General features: G+C 62.2%; 19 protein-coding genes. 14 read left to right on the top strand and 5 right to left on the bottom strand.

The genetic code is table 11. From position 1 onward, the window contains the following. From R2N11_RS26095 to R2N11_RS26085, 3 genes are all read right to left on the bottom strand, one after another. Window positions 1-252 (bottom strand): H-NS histone family protein (locus R2N11_RS26095; protein WP_316682932.1); only part of this gene is annotated, 252 nt, incomplete at its 3' end. A 112-nt stretch (window positions 253-364) separates the two neighbouring features. Then, window positions 365-1,465, bottom strand: a complete 1,101-nt coding sequence (locus tag R2N11_RS26090; RefSeq protein WP_012755735.1) for a DUF3800 domain-containing protein — start codon at window positions 1,463-1,465, stop codon at window positions 365-367. 94 nt (window positions 1,466-1,559) lie between these two features. Beyond that, entirely contained in the window at window positions 1,560-2,468 is a 909-nt protein-coding gene (locus R2N11_RS26085; RefSeq protein WP_012755736.1) for an AbiTii domain-containing protein, read from the bottom strand. Window positions 2,469-2,698: 230 nt separating this feature from the next. Between R2N11_RS26085 and R2N11_RS26080 the strand changes: the two genes are divergently transcribed. The 5 genes from R2N11_RS26080 (at window position 2,699) to R2N11_RS26060 (ending at window position 6,866) form a co-directional block, all read left to right on the top strand. Then, window positions 2,699-3,592 carry a DNA-binding protein gene (locus R2N11_RS26080; protein WP_059038782.1) on the top strand — a complete coding sequence of 298 codons (894 nt, stop codon included), beginning with the start codon at window positions 2,699-2,701 and terminating at the stop codon, window positions 3,590-3,592. A gap of 103 nt (window positions 3,593-3,695) precedes the next feature. Continuing rightward, a complete protein-coding gene (locus R2N11_RS26075) occupies window positions 3,696-4,646 on the top strand; it encodes a TraB/GumN family protein (RefSeq protein ID WP_059038783.1) in 951 nt (316 codons plus the stop codon). Further along, the gene (locus R2N11_RS26070) at window positions 4,643-5,515 is read left to right on the top strand and encodes a hypothetical protein (RefSeq protein ID WP_256730990.1); all 873 of its coding nucleotides are present in this window, start codon (window positions 4,643-4,645) and stop codon (window positions 5,513-5,515) included. Before R2N11_RS26075 ends, R2N11_RS26070 begins: the two co-directional genes overlap by 4 nt. A gap of 115 nt (window positions 5,516-5,630) precedes the next feature. Next, window positions 5,631-6,017, top strand: a complete 387-nt coding sequence (locus R2N11_RS26065; RefSeq protein WP_137884847.1) for an HU family DNA-binding protein — start codon at window positions 5,631-5,633, stop codon at window positions 6,015-6,017. A 117-nt stretch (window positions 6,018-6,134) separates the two neighbouring features. Then, window positions 6,135-6,866 carry a hypothetical protein gene (locus R2N11_RS26060; protein WP_310736211.1) on the top strand — a complete coding sequence of 244 codons (732 nt, stop codon included), beginning with the start codon at window positions 6,135-6,137 and terminating at the stop codon, window positions 6,864-6,866. Window positions 6,867-6,880: 14 nt separating this feature from the next. Here R2N11_RS26060 and R2N11_RS26055 read toward each other — a convergent pair whose 3' ends face one another. Together R2N11_RS26055 and merR are read right to left on the bottom strand one after the other, a co-directional pair. Then, on the bottom strand, window positions 6,881-7,777 hold the full coding sequence (locus R2N11_RS26055; protein WP_256730988.1) for a hypothetical protein: 897 nt from the start codon (window positions 7,775-7,777) through the stop codon (window positions 6,881-6,883). Between the two features lie 426 nt (window positions 7,778-8,203). Further along, the gene (gene merR / locus R2N11_RS26050) at window positions 8,204-8,638 is read right to left on the bottom strand and encodes a mercury resistance transcriptional regulator MerR (RefSeq protein ID WP_003131969.1); all 435 of its coding nucleotides are present in this window, start codon (window positions 8,636-8,638) and stop codon (window positions 8,204-8,206) included. Between the two features lie 71 nt (window positions 8,639-8,709). Between merR and merT the strand changes: the two genes are divergently transcribed. The 9 genes from merT to R2N11_RS26000 form a co-directional block, all read left to right on the top strand. Next, a complete protein-coding gene (gene merT / locus R2N11_RS26045; protein ID WP_003131974.1) occupies window positions 8,710-9,060 on the top strand; it encodes a mercuric ion transporter MerT in 351 nt (116 codons plus the stop codon). Between the two features lie 12 nt (window positions 9,061-9,072). Then, on the top strand, window positions 9,073-9,348 hold the full coding sequence (merP, locus tag R2N11_RS26040; RefSeq protein ID WP_003131987.1) for a mercury resistance system periplasmic binding protein MerP: 276 nt from the start codon (window positions 9,073-9,075) through the stop codon (window positions 9,346-9,348). Window positions 9,349-9,419: 71 nt separating this feature from the next. Next, window positions 9,420-11,105 (top strand): mercury(II) reductase, encoded by a 1,686-nt coding sequence (gene merA / locus R2N11_RS26035; RefSeq protein WP_003156770.1) that lies wholly within the window; start codon window positions 9,420-9,422, stop codon window positions 11,103-11,105. Window positions 11,106-11,122: 17 nt separating this feature from the next. Beyond that, window positions 11,123-11,488: a mercury resistance co-regulator MerD gene (gene merD, locus R2N11_RS26030; protein ID WP_000995360.1), complete on the top strand. Its 366-nt coding sequence runs from the start codon at window positions 11,123-11,125 to the stop codon at window positions 11,486-11,488. Then, on the top strand, window positions 11,485-11,721 hold the full coding sequence (gene merE, locus R2N11_RS26025; RefSeq protein ID WP_003132004.1) for a broad-spectrum mercury transporter MerE: 237 nt from the start codon (window positions 11,485-11,487) through the stop codon (window positions 11,719-11,721). Before merD ends, merE begins: the two co-directional genes overlap by 4 nt. Beyond that, window positions 11,718-12,707: a DUF3330 domain-containing protein gene (locus R2N11_RS26020; protein WP_021197789.1), complete on the top strand. Its 990-nt coding sequence runs from the start codon at window positions 11,718-11,720 to the stop codon at window positions 12,705-12,707. The genes merE and R2N11_RS26020 overlap by 4 nt, the downstream gene beginning before the upstream one ends. Window positions 12,708-12,829: 122 nt before the next feature. After that, window positions 12,830-14,548 carry a Mu transposase C-terminal domain-containing protein gene (locus R2N11_RS26010; RefSeq protein ID WP_019576674.1) on the top strand — a complete coding sequence of 573 codons (1,719 nt, stop codon included), beginning with the start codon at window positions 12,830-12,832 and terminating at the stop codon, window positions 14,546-14,548. Window positions 14,549-14,550: 2 nt separating this feature from the next. Next, window positions 14,551-15,459: a TniB family NTP-binding protein gene (locus R2N11_RS26005; protein ID WP_027011230.1), complete on the top strand. Its 909-nt coding sequence runs from the start codon at window positions 14,551-14,553 to the stop codon at window positions 15,457-15,459. Next, the coding region (locus R2N11_RS26000; RefSeq protein ID WP_316682931.1) for a TniQ family protein at window positions 15,456-15,867 on the top strand (412 nt) is incomplete at its 3' end. The genes R2N11_RS26005 and R2N11_RS26000, both read left to right, overlap by 4 nt.

Here is a 15,867-nt window from a genome sequence, read left to right as displayed (position 1 = left end):
TGCAGGCGCCCTGCCGCGGCCCGACCAGGTAGCGCCCGTCTTCGGGTCCCGATACTTGGGCGGCACGATCGATTTGGCTTGTTCACTCTTGCCGGCGCGAGCCTTGAGGCCGATATCTGCTGCGGTCAGACCGTACGCTTCCACGATCTCGCGAGCCCGCGCAATCGCCGCTGCTTTTTCGGCGAGGTGTGCCGCCTCGATCTGCAAATCCAACTTAGCTTTTTGCGCCAGAAGCTGTTTGTACGTTGCCACGAAACCCCCGCTTTTATTTGAGCGGCAAGGATAGCCGATGTCGCCCGCGCGCGACTGACAAACGCGCTCACTCCCTGCGCACCGTTACGTGAACACAGGCGCTGGACGCCTTTCAGCCGCGCCAAACTGGGCTAAACACCCGGTGCGCAAGTTCGTTGGTAGCGGTGAGGTTCACCCCGCAGACCGTCCCGCTGTCACTCAACCGGCACAGGCGCGCAAACGTGGCATGCGCAGCGCCAGAAATATTCCTTGGATCGCTCAGCCAATCCTTGATGTATCTCATGCAAAAGCCGGCAATGACATCTGCCAACTGGAGACCAATCGAGTCGTGGGACTTCGCGAAAGTCAGTGGCGCCGAGGCGCCGAAGTTGTAGTCGGCGTGCGGGGTGAAGAAGTTGGCCGCCTGACCGCCGAGGGCTTCGGCCGCCTGCTTGTTGTTGGACAGGATCTGGTCGAATTGCAGTTGCTCGTCGTGCACCAGCTCGATCGTTGAAAGGTCCCGTTGGTAATGCAGGTTGATCCGAGCGTAGATGTTCGTAAGCGACGAGAGATTCGGCAACATTGAAACGGGCTTCCCGCGCTTGCCGGTGTCCGGCGATGGCAGGAATTGCGCGTAAGCAGTAGGAACCTCGTCGGCGAGCATCTCCTCGTAGTCGCTGAACGACAGATTCGTCATCTCGCGACACGCCGCTGAAACCTCGCCCGCCGGGAACCGATCCAGGAAGTCCAGCAAGGCGCCAAAGGACGATCGCAGCGTGGCATCGGACGGGGCCTGGCAGGCGGCGATGAACGCGTCGAACACTTCCGCCGGCGTGAAGTGATAGAGAAAATCCGCAAATGCATTCTGGACAAAGTGCGCCTGCGGATTGCCCAAGATGCCCGTGCTCGGTGGTAACACATGGCTGCTAACCATGTTCATCACCAAATAGAATCTCTTGTCGACGACTTCGATGAAGCACGGTGGGGCTCGATCACAAATGGCGTCGACCAGGTCACGGACAAACTCGGGCTTGCCTGTCAATGATTTGGACTTCAACTCGCCAGCCGGAACGCGGTGCGCCGACCGGATCTCCTCGACTACCGCCGCGATCGCGGCCTGATCGTGCAAGCCGATTGCGGCAAGTGCAAAGGTCGGCTGACCGTCGAAGTCGTATGCCTTGCCGGTACTGGTGGCGCCACCGGTATTCCCGCTCTCATCGATGTAGAACTTCATAGCTCGGAGCGATTGTCGTTTGCCCGTGTTGGCAGGTGCCTGAACAGGCGGGTAGTTTCACGGCTCCCTGCACTCCGGCCATGGACAACGCACCCTATTGCCCAAGGTAGCCAGAGATCGCCTGGGCGATACCGCCGGCGATCGCCTCGACACCAACCCCTGTCGCCTTGTTGAACGCCTTGCCGACCAGTTGGCCAATCCACGACTTTGATTTCTCGGACGTGCCAGATCCAGCTGCGCGTTCTGCATCGAGATCGTGTTTGAGGCCTGCAAAATCGGCCTCTAACAGTCCGAGCGACTGCAGGTAGAGGCTCAGCGCCTCCCAGTCGCCCTGCCCCACCTGCACGTTGGCTGTCTGCGTGACGCCCGTGCCTGCGTTGGCTATGTTGCCGACGTTGCCCCCGATGTGGGTATTGAAGATCTGAGTCAATCGTTCCTCACTGATCGGTTTCGAGCCGACCGGCAGCTCACCAGCGTCCGGGCTCAATTTTTCCAATTCGATGGCATAGCCCAAAACGGCCGTCTTGATGCAATCGAGCAACCGGTCGATCGCCCCAATCGGAATCTCCATCCATGCCTCGACGCACTGCATGTCCGGGGTCAGCTTAGACGCATATTTGATCGCCAGCGCCACGTTCCAATCCGTCTTGACGTAAGACGGCTTGTTGCCTTGCACCAGATTCTCGTAGGTGCTCACGGCCTGCGCCAACCGCGCAATTGAATGCCATTCCCGCAAATGCTCTGGCAGTAGGAAGACTGGCACCTGCAGCCTGGGCGCGTTCATGCCAAACGGTCCCACAAAGCTGCCGTAGGAAACAACGGGTGTCACACGGTAGGGTGGCAGGTCCGCACCCTCGGGATAGCCGCGCAACTCCAAATCCACCCACTGCTCAAGCTGGGTATGCCCCACACGCGAGGCCAGCAGCTTGCACTTGCGCAGCAACGACGAAACGCTGGTCGACACCTCGATCGCATCGGCTTGAATGCTGCGAATCAACGACATGCGGTGCTCCGGTCACAGGACAGTGGGCTGCCGGCATTCTACGCCCACGCGGCAGTCGTCCCGCGCAGGTCACCGACGAACATCCCAAGGCGGCACTGGCCCGTGATTACAGGCACTTGCTTGGCATATCGATCGTAGATCACATGAAAAATTCGTCACTCGCTGGCAATTCGTATCGTATCGTATAAACTGCAATACGATATCAATTCCGGACGTTCATACGATACGAAATGGCACGCCAAGGGATTTCCTACGAGCAGGTCGTTGATGCCGCCAAGGCACTGGTCGCCGAGCAACTCAAGCCGACGCTCAGCGCGGTGCGCGAGCGACTGGGCAGCGGCAGCATGAATACGATCCACCGCCACCTGACTGCTTGGCAGGGTCAGCAAAAGCCGGGCGCGCGCAAGATCGGCGATCCGAACCCACGCCTGCTGGCCGCGCTGGGCACCGAGTTTTCGCGGGTGGCCGAGGACGCCGCGGCCGACGCAGAAGCCGCCCTGGCGCAGGTCATGAGTGAAAACGCGATGCTGGCCAGCACCGGCGAGGCGCTGGAAGCCGAACGCGACGCCCTGACGCAGGAGCTGCAGCAGGTTGCGACAGAGCGTGACAAGCTTGCCGGCAAGGCAGCCGAGCAGACAGCAGAGATCGAACGCTTGAATGCAGAATCGGAGCGGGAGCGCGGCGAACTCGCCTCCGTTCGTCGGGCGCTCGCGCAAGTGGAGTTGCGACTGGAAGCGCTGCCACACTTGGAGCGCGAACTGAGCGAGCTGCGCGCCCAACTGGCGACGGAACAGGCCGCCCGGGTCGCTGCCGATCGCACCGCCGCTGTCGCCGAAGCGCAGCGTGAAGCTGCTGACATCGCCCGAATCCAGGCCAACGAGCGCTTGGCCAACGCCGAATCGCGCGAGCACCAGGTGCGTGCCCAACTGGCTGAGGCGCAAGCCGCGCATGAGCGCACGCGCGAGAAGCTAACCGAGGTCGTCGGTCTTGAGGCCGGTGCCCAGGCCGAATTGCGAATGCTGCGCGAGCAATTTGAGGCCGCGAAGCCGACGCCAGAGTCGGCACCAGATCAGCAGACCGGTCAACCGCCGAGCAAATCGACAACACGGCGCAAAGGGGCGTAGCAACGCCGCTTATCTGTTCACTGGGCGGCACGTCCTCCTGCATTGCACCTTGACCGCCGTCCAGACCTTCTCCCCTCGCCCTCTTCACTTCCGGAGTCATCGCATGCTGCGGTCCTTTGGCCTGGCTGACCTATTTCGCACGCTGGCGGCCTTCGTTTGTGCCGCCACCCTCGCCTCCACACCGGCTATTGGACAGGCTGGCGTGCCGGCACTCGCAATCACCGCGCCGAACGGTGCCAAAAGCGTGCTGGTCGCCACGCTCCATGTCCCCTATCCGGGCTTGCGCCAGCCGGCGATGTCTGTACTCCAGGGCGCCACGAGCTTTGTCATTGAGAGTTCGAGGGCTCAAGGTCCACAGCCTCTCGAACTCAAGGGCGCCGATCTTCTGGACCCCGACGTGTTTGCTGGTCGAGCCTCGCGTGCGCCATGGGCCCGTGCATTGAGCGATACACAGGTTGAATTTCTTCAGCTACGCGCGAAATGCGCAGCACCACAACGTCCCGACCTAGCCATCGAAATGCTGCAGCACAAGAGTCCGCGAGTGGCCGCCGCGTACGCTTGGATTCCCTGCACAGCATTGAGCAACCTGTCCAGAGACACGATATTCGCGATGGCGGCACTGCGCTACAACGTAGCGATCGTGCCTCTCGAAGATCAGACCGACTTGGAGAACCGACGCCGTGCGGTACCGGACCGGATCTATTTGCGCCTGCTGATGGGCGGCTTGAACATCGCCCGCCAGCGAGAGGATTTCCGTCAAGCTGTTATCGCATTCAATCGCGGCGACTATGAGAGGATCGCCGCTCTCGCGAGTCTGGGTAACGAATCTCCAGAGGATGCGGCGATCTATCACCGCCTGATGGTCCACGACCGCAATTTGGCCTGGATGCCGCGGTTGCGCCAAGCCCTCGACACCGGCGGCGCGGTGGTCGCGGTTGGCGCTGCCCACCTGCCGGGGGCCGACGGACTCATCGCACTCTTGCGAGCAGACGGCTACCAAGTCAACGACATGGTGCTGCCGAATGACACCGCATTGGAGATGCAAGCCCCATGATGGATGAAGCAATGCATCGCGCTCAAGATGTCGTCTATGGCCAAGACCGAGCCGCGCTGATGCGCAAAGCACCAGGTCTTGCGCGCATTCGTGCGGCGGTATCTGAGTCCAGTTGCACGGTATTGGATCAGTCGGTCTGGAAGCGTACTGAGTTGGGCCCGGTCCTTGATCTCCTCTCCACTGAAGGATCAACCCAGCGGGTCTACATCGACGTGCCCATCGCTGCCGTGGTTGGCTTGACGCATCGGAATTTCAGCAAGGCCATGACGTGGCGCGGCATGCTGCAGGACCTGCATGGATTTGGCTGGGACGAGCGCGTCATTGACTACTGCGAATCGGAAATCGGCCACCAATCATTTCCCGCCCCTGAAGCCGCGTACGAACTGAAGCTGGCCGCCTACGGCGGAGCTGTGACGTGCACCAACGGCGTCCACCGCTTGGTCGCGGCCGTGAACTGGTTGGGCGCCACGCAGGGTGAACACGCCGTGCTGCGCAAGGTCTCGGTCTGGTACCGGCCGACCGATGCCTCGTTGGTCAGTGCGTTGCGCGCGCTCGAGCTGCAAGGCGCACGATTGCGTCTCGGCTGCGCCAGAGACGACGCCGGCATCCGCCGTATGTGGTTCATCGAATCAACCACCGCGCACCGCGTCAGCTATTTCCACGTCACGCCCGGACGCTGCTCACCAATTCAGGTCGGATCGCGCTGGGTGGCAAAAGCACGAGCTTGGGCGGGCCTAGAGGCCGACGCCGTACATTTCGTGTCGGAGTGGTTCGATATTCCCCCGACCGTTCTCGATACGCTGGCCCACGATGCCTGGATCGACTCGCAGATCCGCGCGCCCCGCTACGGGGCCCTCCTGACTGAATGAAGACTGTGAGTCCCGTTGTCCAGCACGACTGGCCTTGCTATGCTTGACTCGCACGCAGTAGCGCGCACAATTCGCCATCTCGCGATGGTCCACCACCTTGAAATCTACGCACTCCATGGCGACGAAATCCAAGACCGCAGCAAAGAAAGCCGCACCGGCAAAGAAGACCGCCGCCGCCGCGGCCATCAAGCCGCTGAAGGACACCTTCACCAAAGCCAGCCTGGTGAGCCACTTGGCCGAGCAGACCGAACTTGAGGCCAAGGCCGTGAAGTCTGTGCTCCAGCATCTGGAGAACACCATCCTGGGCGCGCTGCACAAAAAGGGCGCAGGCGAATTCACGCTGCCGGGCCTGTTCAAGGTGGTGTCCGTCAAGGTGCCGGCTACCAAGCGTCGCTTCGGCATGAACCCGTTCACCAAGGAAGAACAGTGGTTTGAGGCCAAGCCGGCCAGCGTGCGTGTCAAGGTGCGGCCGCTGAAGAAGGTGAAGGACGCCGCGCAGTAATCCCCACCACCTGCCCTCAAGTACAACGGGAGGCCGAGCCTCCCGTTTTCTTTGGCTCGTGTGCCAAACACAACCCACGAGGATGCTTTGTCTCTCTTTCCCCAGCGCAGCGCGACCGTGCGCTACTACAAGATCGCCAATTGGGACTGGGTGCTAGAGCCAAGACTCAAAGAGAAGTTTGACACGATCGTCGTCGCGGCACGTCGAGCTGGTTACTTTGAAGCGCTCTATGTCAGCGTCGACCACGCTCATCGCACCGTCACACTTCGCCCGGGCGCGCACCCGGTAGGCGCCTCGCTGAATCAGCAAGGCTCGACGGCTACCGAGCACGGTGCCGCACTTGTGTTCTCTCAGGCTAAGACCGGCACGGTCGCCGTACTCATCTATCCTTACGAGTCCGAGTTCATGCGCCTGCCCGAACAGCTCATTGTGTGGCGTGTGTTCGATGGTCCAACCGATGTCACGCCAAGCGTTATCGACACAGCCGTGGCCGACGCATTCCGATACTGGCGCGTATCGAGCGTGCTCGACGGTGGCTCATGGTGGGACCGTTGGCGCATTGGAATGTTGCGACGCAGAGACCGCTACCAATCGAAGGAGAAAGCGCTGTTGACTCGGCCTAGCTTGGTCGGCAGGGTCGTCGGCGCGTTCCTTGCGTGGTGGCCTGTTCTCGCGTTCGGCGTGTTTAGTAGCCTGGTGACGGTCGTGACCGGCTGGCACGATTTCGGCGACAAGCTTGGTGCCGCCTTCCACTCAACATCCACCACAGCGAAAAAGTCGACAACTACATCAACGACCGGCTGCGCAAGTGGTGTGGCAGCCGCACCCTCGAAAGCGCAGGATCGCTAGGCCTACACCCGGAATTACGGGTTCAGCCGAATGGGGGTTCGAGGCGTCCCAGCAGTCGGATAATAGGTGTAGTACACATCAACCGCACGGGCCCAGCAGTCGAGCAACTCGGCCGAGTGGTCGCGTACCCACTTGGGCAAGGCCTCACTGTTCGGGTGGCTCATGCCGAATGCCGGCGCACCAGTCGCCACGTCGAACGCGCAGTCTTGCCCGCCGCCCCGAATCACCACATGGGGATCGTGCTTCGGGTCCAGGCAGAAAGTGAATGCCTTCGCCTTCTCGAAGGGATGGTCACAGGGCACCAGGGGGCGCAGCGACTGAAGCGTCGCGGCGTTGGGCACCACAAAGCCCGCGTCATGGAAATGCTGCCGGCCGTGCGCTTCGAAGTCGTAGTCAACGAATCCGTCCGGGCCGTTGAATTCCACCCGCGCAATCTCGGAAGCGGAAATCGGCGCAAACGAGAGCCACCACGTGCCTTCTTTGGTCGTGGTCGTTTTCAACAGTTGCCGCCGTCTCGTGAGGGGCAGACGCCAAGGATTCTCGATGTACGCGGACAGGCCCATCAACTTGGCTTCATCGGGCTTTTCGCCCCGACGTGCGTAGTATTCGACAAAGGGCATCAGGGTGGCCGTGTCGGCCGACATCTCCACCGTCAGACGCACTCGGGTTTTGTTCATGATGATGCCGTTTTTGGGAGCGACCCCTTCGACGCGGGTCAGATACTCCATGTCTCTTGCAGTCAACGTTTTATCGCCTGTCGTCAGGCCATGACCATCAGCATCGGGATCCGTCGTCAGCCAGACCACCGAGTTGCGAATGCTTCCGTCACCATGCTTCACGTGGCCACGCGAAATCCCCTTCGAGAGGATCGTTTCGGCGTACGAAACGGACGTGAAATGGTAGAACTTCATGCGCTTTCCCTCATCGTTGTGTGTGTTGATAGTTCAGCAACGCTATTGACCGAATGCGGTTTCAAACCGGTGCCGACAAGCATTCTTTATTCAATCAAACGCAACTGTCCCAGGCGCTCCAAGCGCTCGCGGTCGGCCTGATCACTATGCTCCGGTGCAACCGGGTGGGCAGCGCCACAGATCGTGCAGACCCAAAGCTGCACCCGGTGTACCGCGTCGAACGATGTCACACCGGATTTATCGGGAACGTGGTCACGTAGGACGCCACAACTGTTGCAGGCGAGCCATCGTGTGTGGGATCTCATGGGAGTGCTTCGAAGGTTTTGGCCCGTTCGATGATAGCGCGCACGTCCGCAATGCAAGGTGCACGCCCATACGGTGAACCGACTTCAAGGGGTCGTCTCAGAAAACGGAAAATAAAGCACGCTAAGGCATAGCCGAACCTGCCAAGCTTGCTCCACCCTGTAGTGACGCGATCAGCGGGCAGGAAACGTTCCCCCTTCGCGCATGGCAGGCGCACACCAACTCAGACAGCACGGCCTCCATGCGCGCCAGGTCAGCCATTTTCTCGCGCACGTCCTTGAGCTTGTGCTCGGCCAGACTGCTGGCTTCCTCGCAATGGGTGCCATCCTCCAGCCGCAGCAGCTCGGCGATCTCATCCAGGCTGAAGCCCAGCCGCTGGGCTGATTTCACGAAGCGCACCCGCGTTACATCCGCCTCGCCATAGCGGCGGATGCTGCCATAGGGCTTGTCAGGCTCCAGCAACAAGCCCTTGCGCTGATAGAAACGGATGGTCTCCACATTGACCCCGGCCGCCTTGGCGAAAACGCCAATGGTCAGGTTCTCCAAATTGTTTTCCATATCGCTTGACTCCGTACATGAGTACGGAAGTAAGGTTACGCTATCCAATTTCAATTCGAAAGGACAAGCGCATGTCTGAACCAAAAACCGGGCGCGGCGCGCTCTTCACTGGAGGGCTTGCCGCCATCCTCGCCTCGGCTTGCTGCCTCGGGCCGTTGGTTCTGATCGCCTTGGGGTTCAGCGGCGCTTGGATCGGCAACTTGGCGGTGTTGGAACCCTATCGCCCCATCTTTATCGGCGTGGCGCTGGTGGCGTTGTTCTTCGCCTGGCGGCGCATCTACCGGCAGGCAGCGGCCTGCAAACCGGGTGAGGTCTGCGCGATTCCCCAAGTGCGAGCTACTTACAAGCTCATTTTCTGGATCGTGGCCGCGCTGGTTCTGGTCGCGCTCGGATTTCCCTACGTCATGCCATTTTTCTACTGATCGGAGTTCACCATGAAGAAACTGTTTGCCTCCCTCGCCCTCGCCGCCGTTGTTGCCCCCGTCTGGGCCGCCACCCAGACCGTCACGCTGTCCGTACCGGGCATGACCTGCTCCGCCTGCCCGATCACTGTCAAGAAGGCGATTTCCAAGGTCGAAGGCGTCAGCAAAGTTGACGTGACTTTCGAGACACGCCAAGCGGTCGTCACCTTCGACGATGCCAAGACCAGCGTGCAGAAGCTGACCAAGGCAACCGCAGACGCGGGCTATCCGTCCAGCGTCAAGCAGTGAGTCACTGAAAACGGCACCGCAGCACAACGGACGTCATTGTCTGGCGCCACAAACGATAAAGGATCTGTTGCATGACCCATCTAAAAATCACCGGCATGACTTGCGACTCGTGCGCGGCGCACGTCAAGGAAGCGCTGGAAAAAGTGCCAGGCGTGCAGTCGGCGCTGGTGTCCTATCCGAAGGGCACAGCGCAACTCGCCATCGTGCCGGGCACATCGCCGGACGCGCTGACTGCCGCCGTGGCCGGACTGGGCTACAAGGCAACGCTAGCCGATGCGCCACTGGCGGACAACCGCGTCGGACTGCTCGACAAGGTGCGGGGATGGATGGCCGCCGCCGAAAAGCACAGTGGCAACGAGCCCCCGGTGCAGGTAGCGGTCATTGGCAGCGGTGGAGCCGCGATGGCGGCGGCGCTGAAGGCCGTCGAGCAAGGCGCGCAGGTCACGCTGATCGAGCGCGGCACCATCGGCGGCACCTGCGTCAATGTCGGCTGTGTGCCGTCCAAGATCATGATCCGCGCCGCCCACATCGCCCATCTGCGCCGGGAAAGCCCGTTCGATGGCGGTATTGCGGCAACTGTGCCTACGATTGACCGCAGTAAGCTGCTGGCCCAGCAGCAGGCCCGCGTCGACGAACTGCGGCACGCCAAGTACGAAGGCATCCTGGGCGGTAATCCGGCCATCACCGTTGTGCACGGTGAGGCGCGCTTCAAGGACGACCAGAGCCTTACCGTCCGTTTGAACGAGGGTGGCGAGCGCGTCGTGATGTTCGACCGCTGCCTGGTCGCCACGGGTGCCAGCCCGGCGGTCCCGCCGATTCCGGGCTTGAAAGAGTCACCCTACTGGACTTCCACCGAGGCCCTGGCGAGCGACACCATTCCCGAACGCCTTGCCGTAATCGGCTCGTCGGTGGTGGCGCTGGAGCTGGCGCAAGCCTTTGCCCGGCTGGGCAGCAAGGTCACGGTCCTGGCGCGCAATACCTTGTTCTTCCGTGAAGACCCGGCCATCGGCGAGGCGGTGACAGCCGCTTTCCGTGCCGAGGGCATCGAGGTGCTGGAGCACACGCAAGCCAGCCAGGTCGCCCATATGGACGGTGAATTCGTGCTGACCACCACGCACGGTGAATTGCGCGCCGACAAACTGCTGGTTGCCACCGGTCGGACACCGAACACGCGCAGCCTCGCGCTGGACGCAGCGGGGGTCACTGTCAATGCGCAAGGTGCCATCGTCATCGACCAAGGCATGCGCACGAGCAACCCGAACATCTACGCGGCCGGCGACTGCACCGACCAGCCGCAGTTCGTCTATGTGGCGGCAGCGGCCGGCACCCGTGCCGCGATCAACATGACCGGCGGCGATGCGGCGCTCGACCTGACCGCAATGCCGGCCGTGGTGTTCACCGATCCGCAAGTGGCGACCGTGGGCTACAGCGAGGCGGAAGCCCACCACGACGGGATCGAGACCGACAGCCGCACCTTGACCTTGGACAACGTGCCGCGTGCGCTCGCCAACTTCGACACACGCGGCTTCATCAAGTTGGTTATCGAGGAAGGCAGCCATCGGCTGATCGGCGTACAGGCGGTCGCGCCGGAAGCGGGTGAACTGATCCAGACGGCGGCTCTGGCCATTCGCAACCGCATGACGGTGCAGGAACTGGCCGACCAGTTGTTCCCCTACCTGACGATGGTCGAGGGGTTGAAGCTCGCGGCGCAGACCTTCAACAAGGATGTGAAGCAGCTTTCCTGCTGCGCCGGGTGAGAAAAAGGAGGTGTTCAATGAACGCCTACACGGTGTCCCGGCTGGCTCTTGATGCCGGGGTGAGCGTGCATATCGTGCGCGACTACCTGCTGCGCGGATTGCTGCGCCCGGTGGCGTGCACACCAGGCGGCTACGGCTTGTTCGATGACGCCGCCTTGCAACGGCTGTGCTTCGTGCGGGCGGCCTTCGAGGCGGGCATCGGCCTCGACGCGCTGGCGCGGCTGTGCCGGGCGCTGGATGCGGCGGACGGCGACGAAGCGGCCGCGCAGCTTGCCCTGCTGCGTCAGTTCGTCGAGCGTCGGCGCGAAGCGTTGGCCGATCTGGAAGTGCAGTTGGCCACCCTGCCGACCGAGCCGGCACAGCACGCGGAGAGTCTGCCATGAACAACCCCGAGCGCTTGCCGTCCGAGACGCACAAACCGATCACCGGCTACCTGTGGGGCGGACTGGCTGTGCTGACTTGCCCCTGCCACCTGCCCATCCTCGCTGTCGTGCTGGCCGGCACAACCGCCGGTGCTTTCCTCGGCGAGCATTGGGTCATCGCGGCGCTCGGTTTGACCGGCCTGTTCCTTCTGTCCCTGTCGCGGGCGTTGCGGGCATTCAGGGAAAGAGAATGAGCGCTTTCCGGCCGGATGGATGGACGACGCCGGAACTGGCCCAAGCGGTCGAGCGCGGGCAGCTTGAACTGCACTACCAGCCCGTCGTCGATCTGCGCAGTGGTGGGATTGTCGGCGCGGAAGCCCTGTTGCGCTGGCGTCATCCGACGCTTGGACTATTGCCACCGGGCCAGTTCCTGCCCGTGGTCGAATCGTCCGGCCTGATGCCTGAAATCGGCGCTTGGGTGCTGGGCGAAGCCTGCCGCCAGATGCGTGACTGGCGAATGCTGGCATGGCGACCGTTCCGGCTGGCCGTCAATGTTTCGGCGAGCCAAGTGGGACCGGACTTCGACGGGTGGGTAAAGGGCGTGCTGGCTGATGCCGAGTTGCCCGCCGAGTATCTCGAAATCGAGCTGACCGAATCGGTCGCGTTTGGTGATCCGGCGATCTTCCCCGCCCTGGACGCCTTGCGGCAGATCGGTGTGCGCTTCGCCGCCGATGACTTCGGGACGGGGTATTCCTGTCTGCAACATCTGAAGTGCTGCCCAATCAGCACGCTCAAGATCGACCAATCGTTTGTCGCCGGGCTCGCCAACGACCGCCGCGACAAAACCATCGTGCACACCGTGATTCAGCTTGCGCACGGGCTGGGCATGGATGTGGTGGCTGAAGGCGTGGAAACATCGGCGAGTCTTGATCTATTGCGACAAGCGGACTGCGACACAGGACAAGGCTTCCTGTTCGCGAAGCCAATGCCGGCGGCGGCATTCGCCGTCTTCGTCAGTCAATGGAGGGGTGCCACCATGAATGCAAGTGACTCGACCACCACCAGTTGCTGCGTGTGCTGCAAGGAAATCCCGCTCGATGCCGCCTTCACCCCGGAAGGCGCGGAATACGTCGAGCACTTCTGCGGGTTGGAGTGTTATCAACGCTTCGAAGCGCGTGCCAAGACAGGGAACGAAACCGATGCCGATCCGAACGCCTGCGACTCGCTACCGTCAGATTGAGGCATACCCTATCCTGATGTCATTTTCAGAAGACGACTGCACCATTCAGCGCGGTTTGAAGCCTGTTGTGCATACGGATCCTGATAACCCGATATCAGGATTCCTCTGCACAAAACTCGTCTATGCTCAATACTCGTGTGCACCAAAGCGAGGTGAGCATGGCGACCGATACCGCACCGATTACCGAGCACGGCGTGGCCACCCTGCCAGAACAGGCATGGGAGCGTGCGCGTCGTCGTGCGGAGATCATTGGGCCGTTGGCGCAGTCGGAGACGGTTGGGCATGAAGCGGCCGACGCGGCAGCCCAGGCATTGGGGCTGTCCCGGCGGCAGGTCTACGTCCTGATCCGCCGTGCCCGGCTAGGTTCGGGGCTGGTCACTGACTTGGCTCTTGGGCAGTCGAGCGGTGGCAAAGGTAAAGGCCGCTTGCCGGAGTCGGTCGAACGAATCATCCGCGAGTTACTGCAAAAGCGCTTCCTGACCAAGCAGAAGCGTAGCTTGGCGGCGTTCCACCGCGAAGTTGTGCGGGCGTGCAAGCTGCAAAAGCTGCGGGTGCCGGCGCGCAACACGGTGGCACTGCGGATCGCCGGCCTCGATCCGCGCGAGGTCACTCACCGCCGGGAAGGACAAGATGCCGCCCGCGACCTGCAAGGTGTTGGTGGTGTTCCGCCACCCGTCTCCGCGCCGCTGGAGCAGGTGCAGATCGACCACACAGTCATCGACCTGATCGTGGTGGACGAGCGCGACCGGCAACCGATTGGCCGTCCGTACCTGACCCTCGCCATCGACGTATTCACCCGCTGCGTGGTTGGCATGGTCGTTACGCTGGAAGCCCCGTCCGCCGTCTCGGTCGGCTTGTGCTTGGTGCATGCCGCCTGCGACAAGCGCCCTTGGTTGGAAGGGTTGAACGTAGAGATGGATTGGCCGATGAGCGGCAAGCCCAGACTGCTCTACTTGGACAACGCGGCTGAGTTCAAGAGCGAGGCGCTGCGCCGTGGCTGCGAGCAGCATGGCATCCGGTTGGACTATCGCCCGCTCGGGCAGCCGCACTACGGCGGTATCGTGGAACGGATCATCGGCACGGCGATGCAGATGATCCACGACGAATTGCCGGGGACGACCTTCTCCAATCCTGACCAGCGCGGGGAATACGCCTCCGAGAAGATGGCCGCCCTGACACTGCGCGAGCTGGAGCGCTGGCTCACATTGGCGGTCGGCACCTATCACGGCTCTGTGCACAACGGCCTGCTCCAACCGCCGGCCGCGCGCTGGGCCGAAGCTATCACGCGGACCGGCGTGCCAACCGTCATCACTCGCGCTACGGCTTTTCTGGTCGATTTTCTGCCCATCATCCGCCGCACGCTGACCCGCACCGGCTTCGTCATCGACCACATCCACTACTACGCCGATGCGCTCAAGCCGTGGATAGCTCGGCGGGACCGCTTGCCTGCGTTCCTGATCCGGCGCGACCCGCGCGACATCAGCCGCATATGGGTGCTGGAACCAGAGGGGCAGCACTACCTGGAAATTCCCTACCGTACCTTGTCGCACCCGGCTGTCACCCTCTGGGAACAACGACAGGCGCTGGCGAAATTGCGGCAGCAAGGGCGCGAACAGGTGGATGAGTCGGCGTTGTTCCGCATGATCGGCCAGATGCGCGAAATCGTTACCACCGCGCAGAAGGCTACGCGCAAGGCGCGGCGCGACGCGGATCGACGCCAGCATCTCAAGGCAACGGCACCGCCTGTCAAAACCACGCCACCACCGGGCGCTGACATGGATGGGCAGCAGGCAGACAACCAGTTGCCGGCCAAACCGTTCGACCAGATTGAGGAGTGGTAGCCGTGGAAGAATATCCCATCATCGACTTGTCCCACCTGCTGCCGGCGGCCCAGGGCTTGGCCCGTCTCCCGGCGGACGAACGCATCCATCGCCTTCGCGCCGACCGCTGGATCGGCTATCCGCGAGCAGTCGAGGCGCTGAACCGGCTGGAAACCCTGTATGCGTGGCCAAACAAGCAACGCATGCCCAACCTGCTGCTGGTAGGCCCGACCAACAACGGCAAGTCGATGATCGTCGAGAAGTTCCGGCGCACGCATCCGGCCAGAGCCGACGCCGACCAGGAGCACATTCCGGTACTGGTCGTGCAGATGCCATCCGAACCGTCGGTAATCCGCTTCTACGTCGCGCTGCTCGCGGCGATGGGTGCGCCATTGCGACCGCGCCCACGGCTGCCAGAAATGGAACAACTGGCGCTGGCACTGCTGCGCAAGGTCGGCGTGCGCATGCTGGTGATCGACGAGTTGCACAACGTCTTGGCCGGTAACAGCGTCAATCGCCGGGAATTCCTCAATCTCCTGCGCTTCCTCGGCAATGAACTGCGCATCCCACTGGTCGGGGTCGGCACGCGCGACGCCTACCTGGCCATCCGCTCCGATGACCAGTTGGAAAATCGCTTCGAGCCGATGATGCTGCCGGTATGGGAGGCCAATCACGATTGCTGCTCACTGCTGGCCAGTTTCGCCGCTTCGCTTCCACTGCGGCGACCCTCGTCGATTGCCACGCTGGACATGGCCCGCTACCTGCTCACACGCAGCGAGGGCACCATAGGCGAACTGGCGCACTTGCTGATGGCGGCGGCCATCGTCGCCGTGGAGAGCGGAGAGGAAGCGATCAACCACCGTACGCTCAGCATGGCCGACTACACCGGCCCCAGCGAGCGGCGGCGGCAATTCGAGCGGGAACTGATGTGAAGCCAGCGCCACGCTGGCCACTGCATCCGGCCCCCAGAGAAGGCGAAGCCTTGTCTTCGTGGCTCAACCGCGTGGCCCTTTGCTATCACATGGAGGTGTCCGAGCTGCTGGAGCACGATCTTGGTCACGCTCAGGTTGATGACCTGGATACCGCGCCACCACTGGCGCTGTTGGCGATGCTCTCCCAGCGGAGCGGCATCGAGCCGGACCGGCTGCGTTGCATGAGTTTCGCCGGCTGGGTGCCTTGGCTACTGGACAGCCTTGATGATCAGATTCCAGACGCATTGGAAACCTATGCGTTCCAGCTCTCGGTGCTGCTGCCGAAACTCCGCCGTAGGACGCGATCCATCACGAGCTGGCGTGCCTGGCTGCCCAGCCAGCCGATACATCGCGCCTGTCCGCTCTGTC

Source organism: Ralstonia flaminis (assembly GCF_958415495.1).
GTDB lineage: Bacteria > Pseudomonadota > Gammaproteobacteria > Burkholderiales > Burkholderiaceae > Ralstonia > Ralstonia flaminis.
This window is presented reverse-complemented; position numbering and strand designations above follow the sequence as displayed.

Excerpts from the sequence above, each read along its gene's own strand:
- R2N11_RS26070 (WP_256730990.1), top strand. The coding sequence starts at position 4,643 with ATGATGGATGAAGCAATGCATCGCGCTCAAGATGTCGTCTATGGCCAA.
- R2N11_RS26085 (WP_012755736.1), bottom strand. The coding sequence starts at position 2,468 with ATGTCGTTGATTCGCAGCATTCAAGCCGATGCGATCGAGGTGTCGACC.
- merR (WP_003131969.1), bottom strand. The coding sequence starts at position 8,638 with ATGGAAAACAATTTGGAGAACCTGACCATTGGCGTTTTCGCCAAGGCG.
- merD (WP_000995360.1), top strand. The coding sequence starts at position 11,123 with ATGAACGCCTACACGGTGTCCCGGCTGGCTCTTGATGCCGGGGTGAGC.
- merP (WP_003131987.1), top strand. The coding sequence starts at position 9,073 with ATGAAGAAACTGTTTGCCTCCCTCGCCCTCGCCGCCGTTGTTGCCCCC.
- merT (WP_003131974.1), top strand. The coding sequence starts at position 8,710 with ATGTCTGAACCAAAAACCGGGCGCGGCGCGCTCTTCACTGGAGGGCTT.
- R2N11_RS26055 (WP_256730988.1), bottom strand. The coding sequence starts at position 7,777 with ATGAAGTTCTACCATTTCACGTCCGTTTCGTACGCCGAAACGATCCTC.
- R2N11_RS26080 (WP_059038782.1), top strand. The coding sequence starts at position 2,699 with ATGGCACGCCAAGGGATTTCCTACGAGCAGGTCGTTGATGCCGCCAAG.
- R2N11_RS26065 (WP_137884847.1), top strand. The coding sequence starts at position 5,631 with ATGGCGACGAAATCCAAGACCGCAGCAAAGAAAGCCGCACCGGCAAAG.
- merE (WP_003132004.1), top strand. The coding sequence starts at position 11,485 with ATGAACAACCCCGAGCGCTTGCCGTCCGAGACGCACAAACCGATCACC.
- R2N11_RS26010 (WP_019576674.1), top strand. The coding sequence starts at position 12,830 with ATGCTCAATACTCGTGTGCACCAAAGCGAGGTGAGCATGGCGACCGAT.
- R2N11_RS26090 (WP_012755735.1), bottom strand. The coding sequence starts at position 1,465 with ATGAAGTTCTACATCGATGAGAGCGGGAATACCGGTGGCGCCACCAGT.
- R2N11_RS26075 (WP_059038783.1), top strand. The coding sequence starts at position 3,696 with ATGCTGCGGTCCTTTGGCCTGGCTGACCTATTTCGCACGCTGGCGGCC.
- merA (WP_003156770.1), top strand. The coding sequence starts at position 9,420 with ATGACCCATCTAAAAATCACCGGCATGACTTGCGACTCGTGCGCGGCG.
- R2N11_RS26020 (WP_021197789.1), top strand. The coding sequence starts at position 11,718 with ATGAGCGCTTTCCGGCCGGATGGATGGACGACGCCGGAACTGGCCCAA.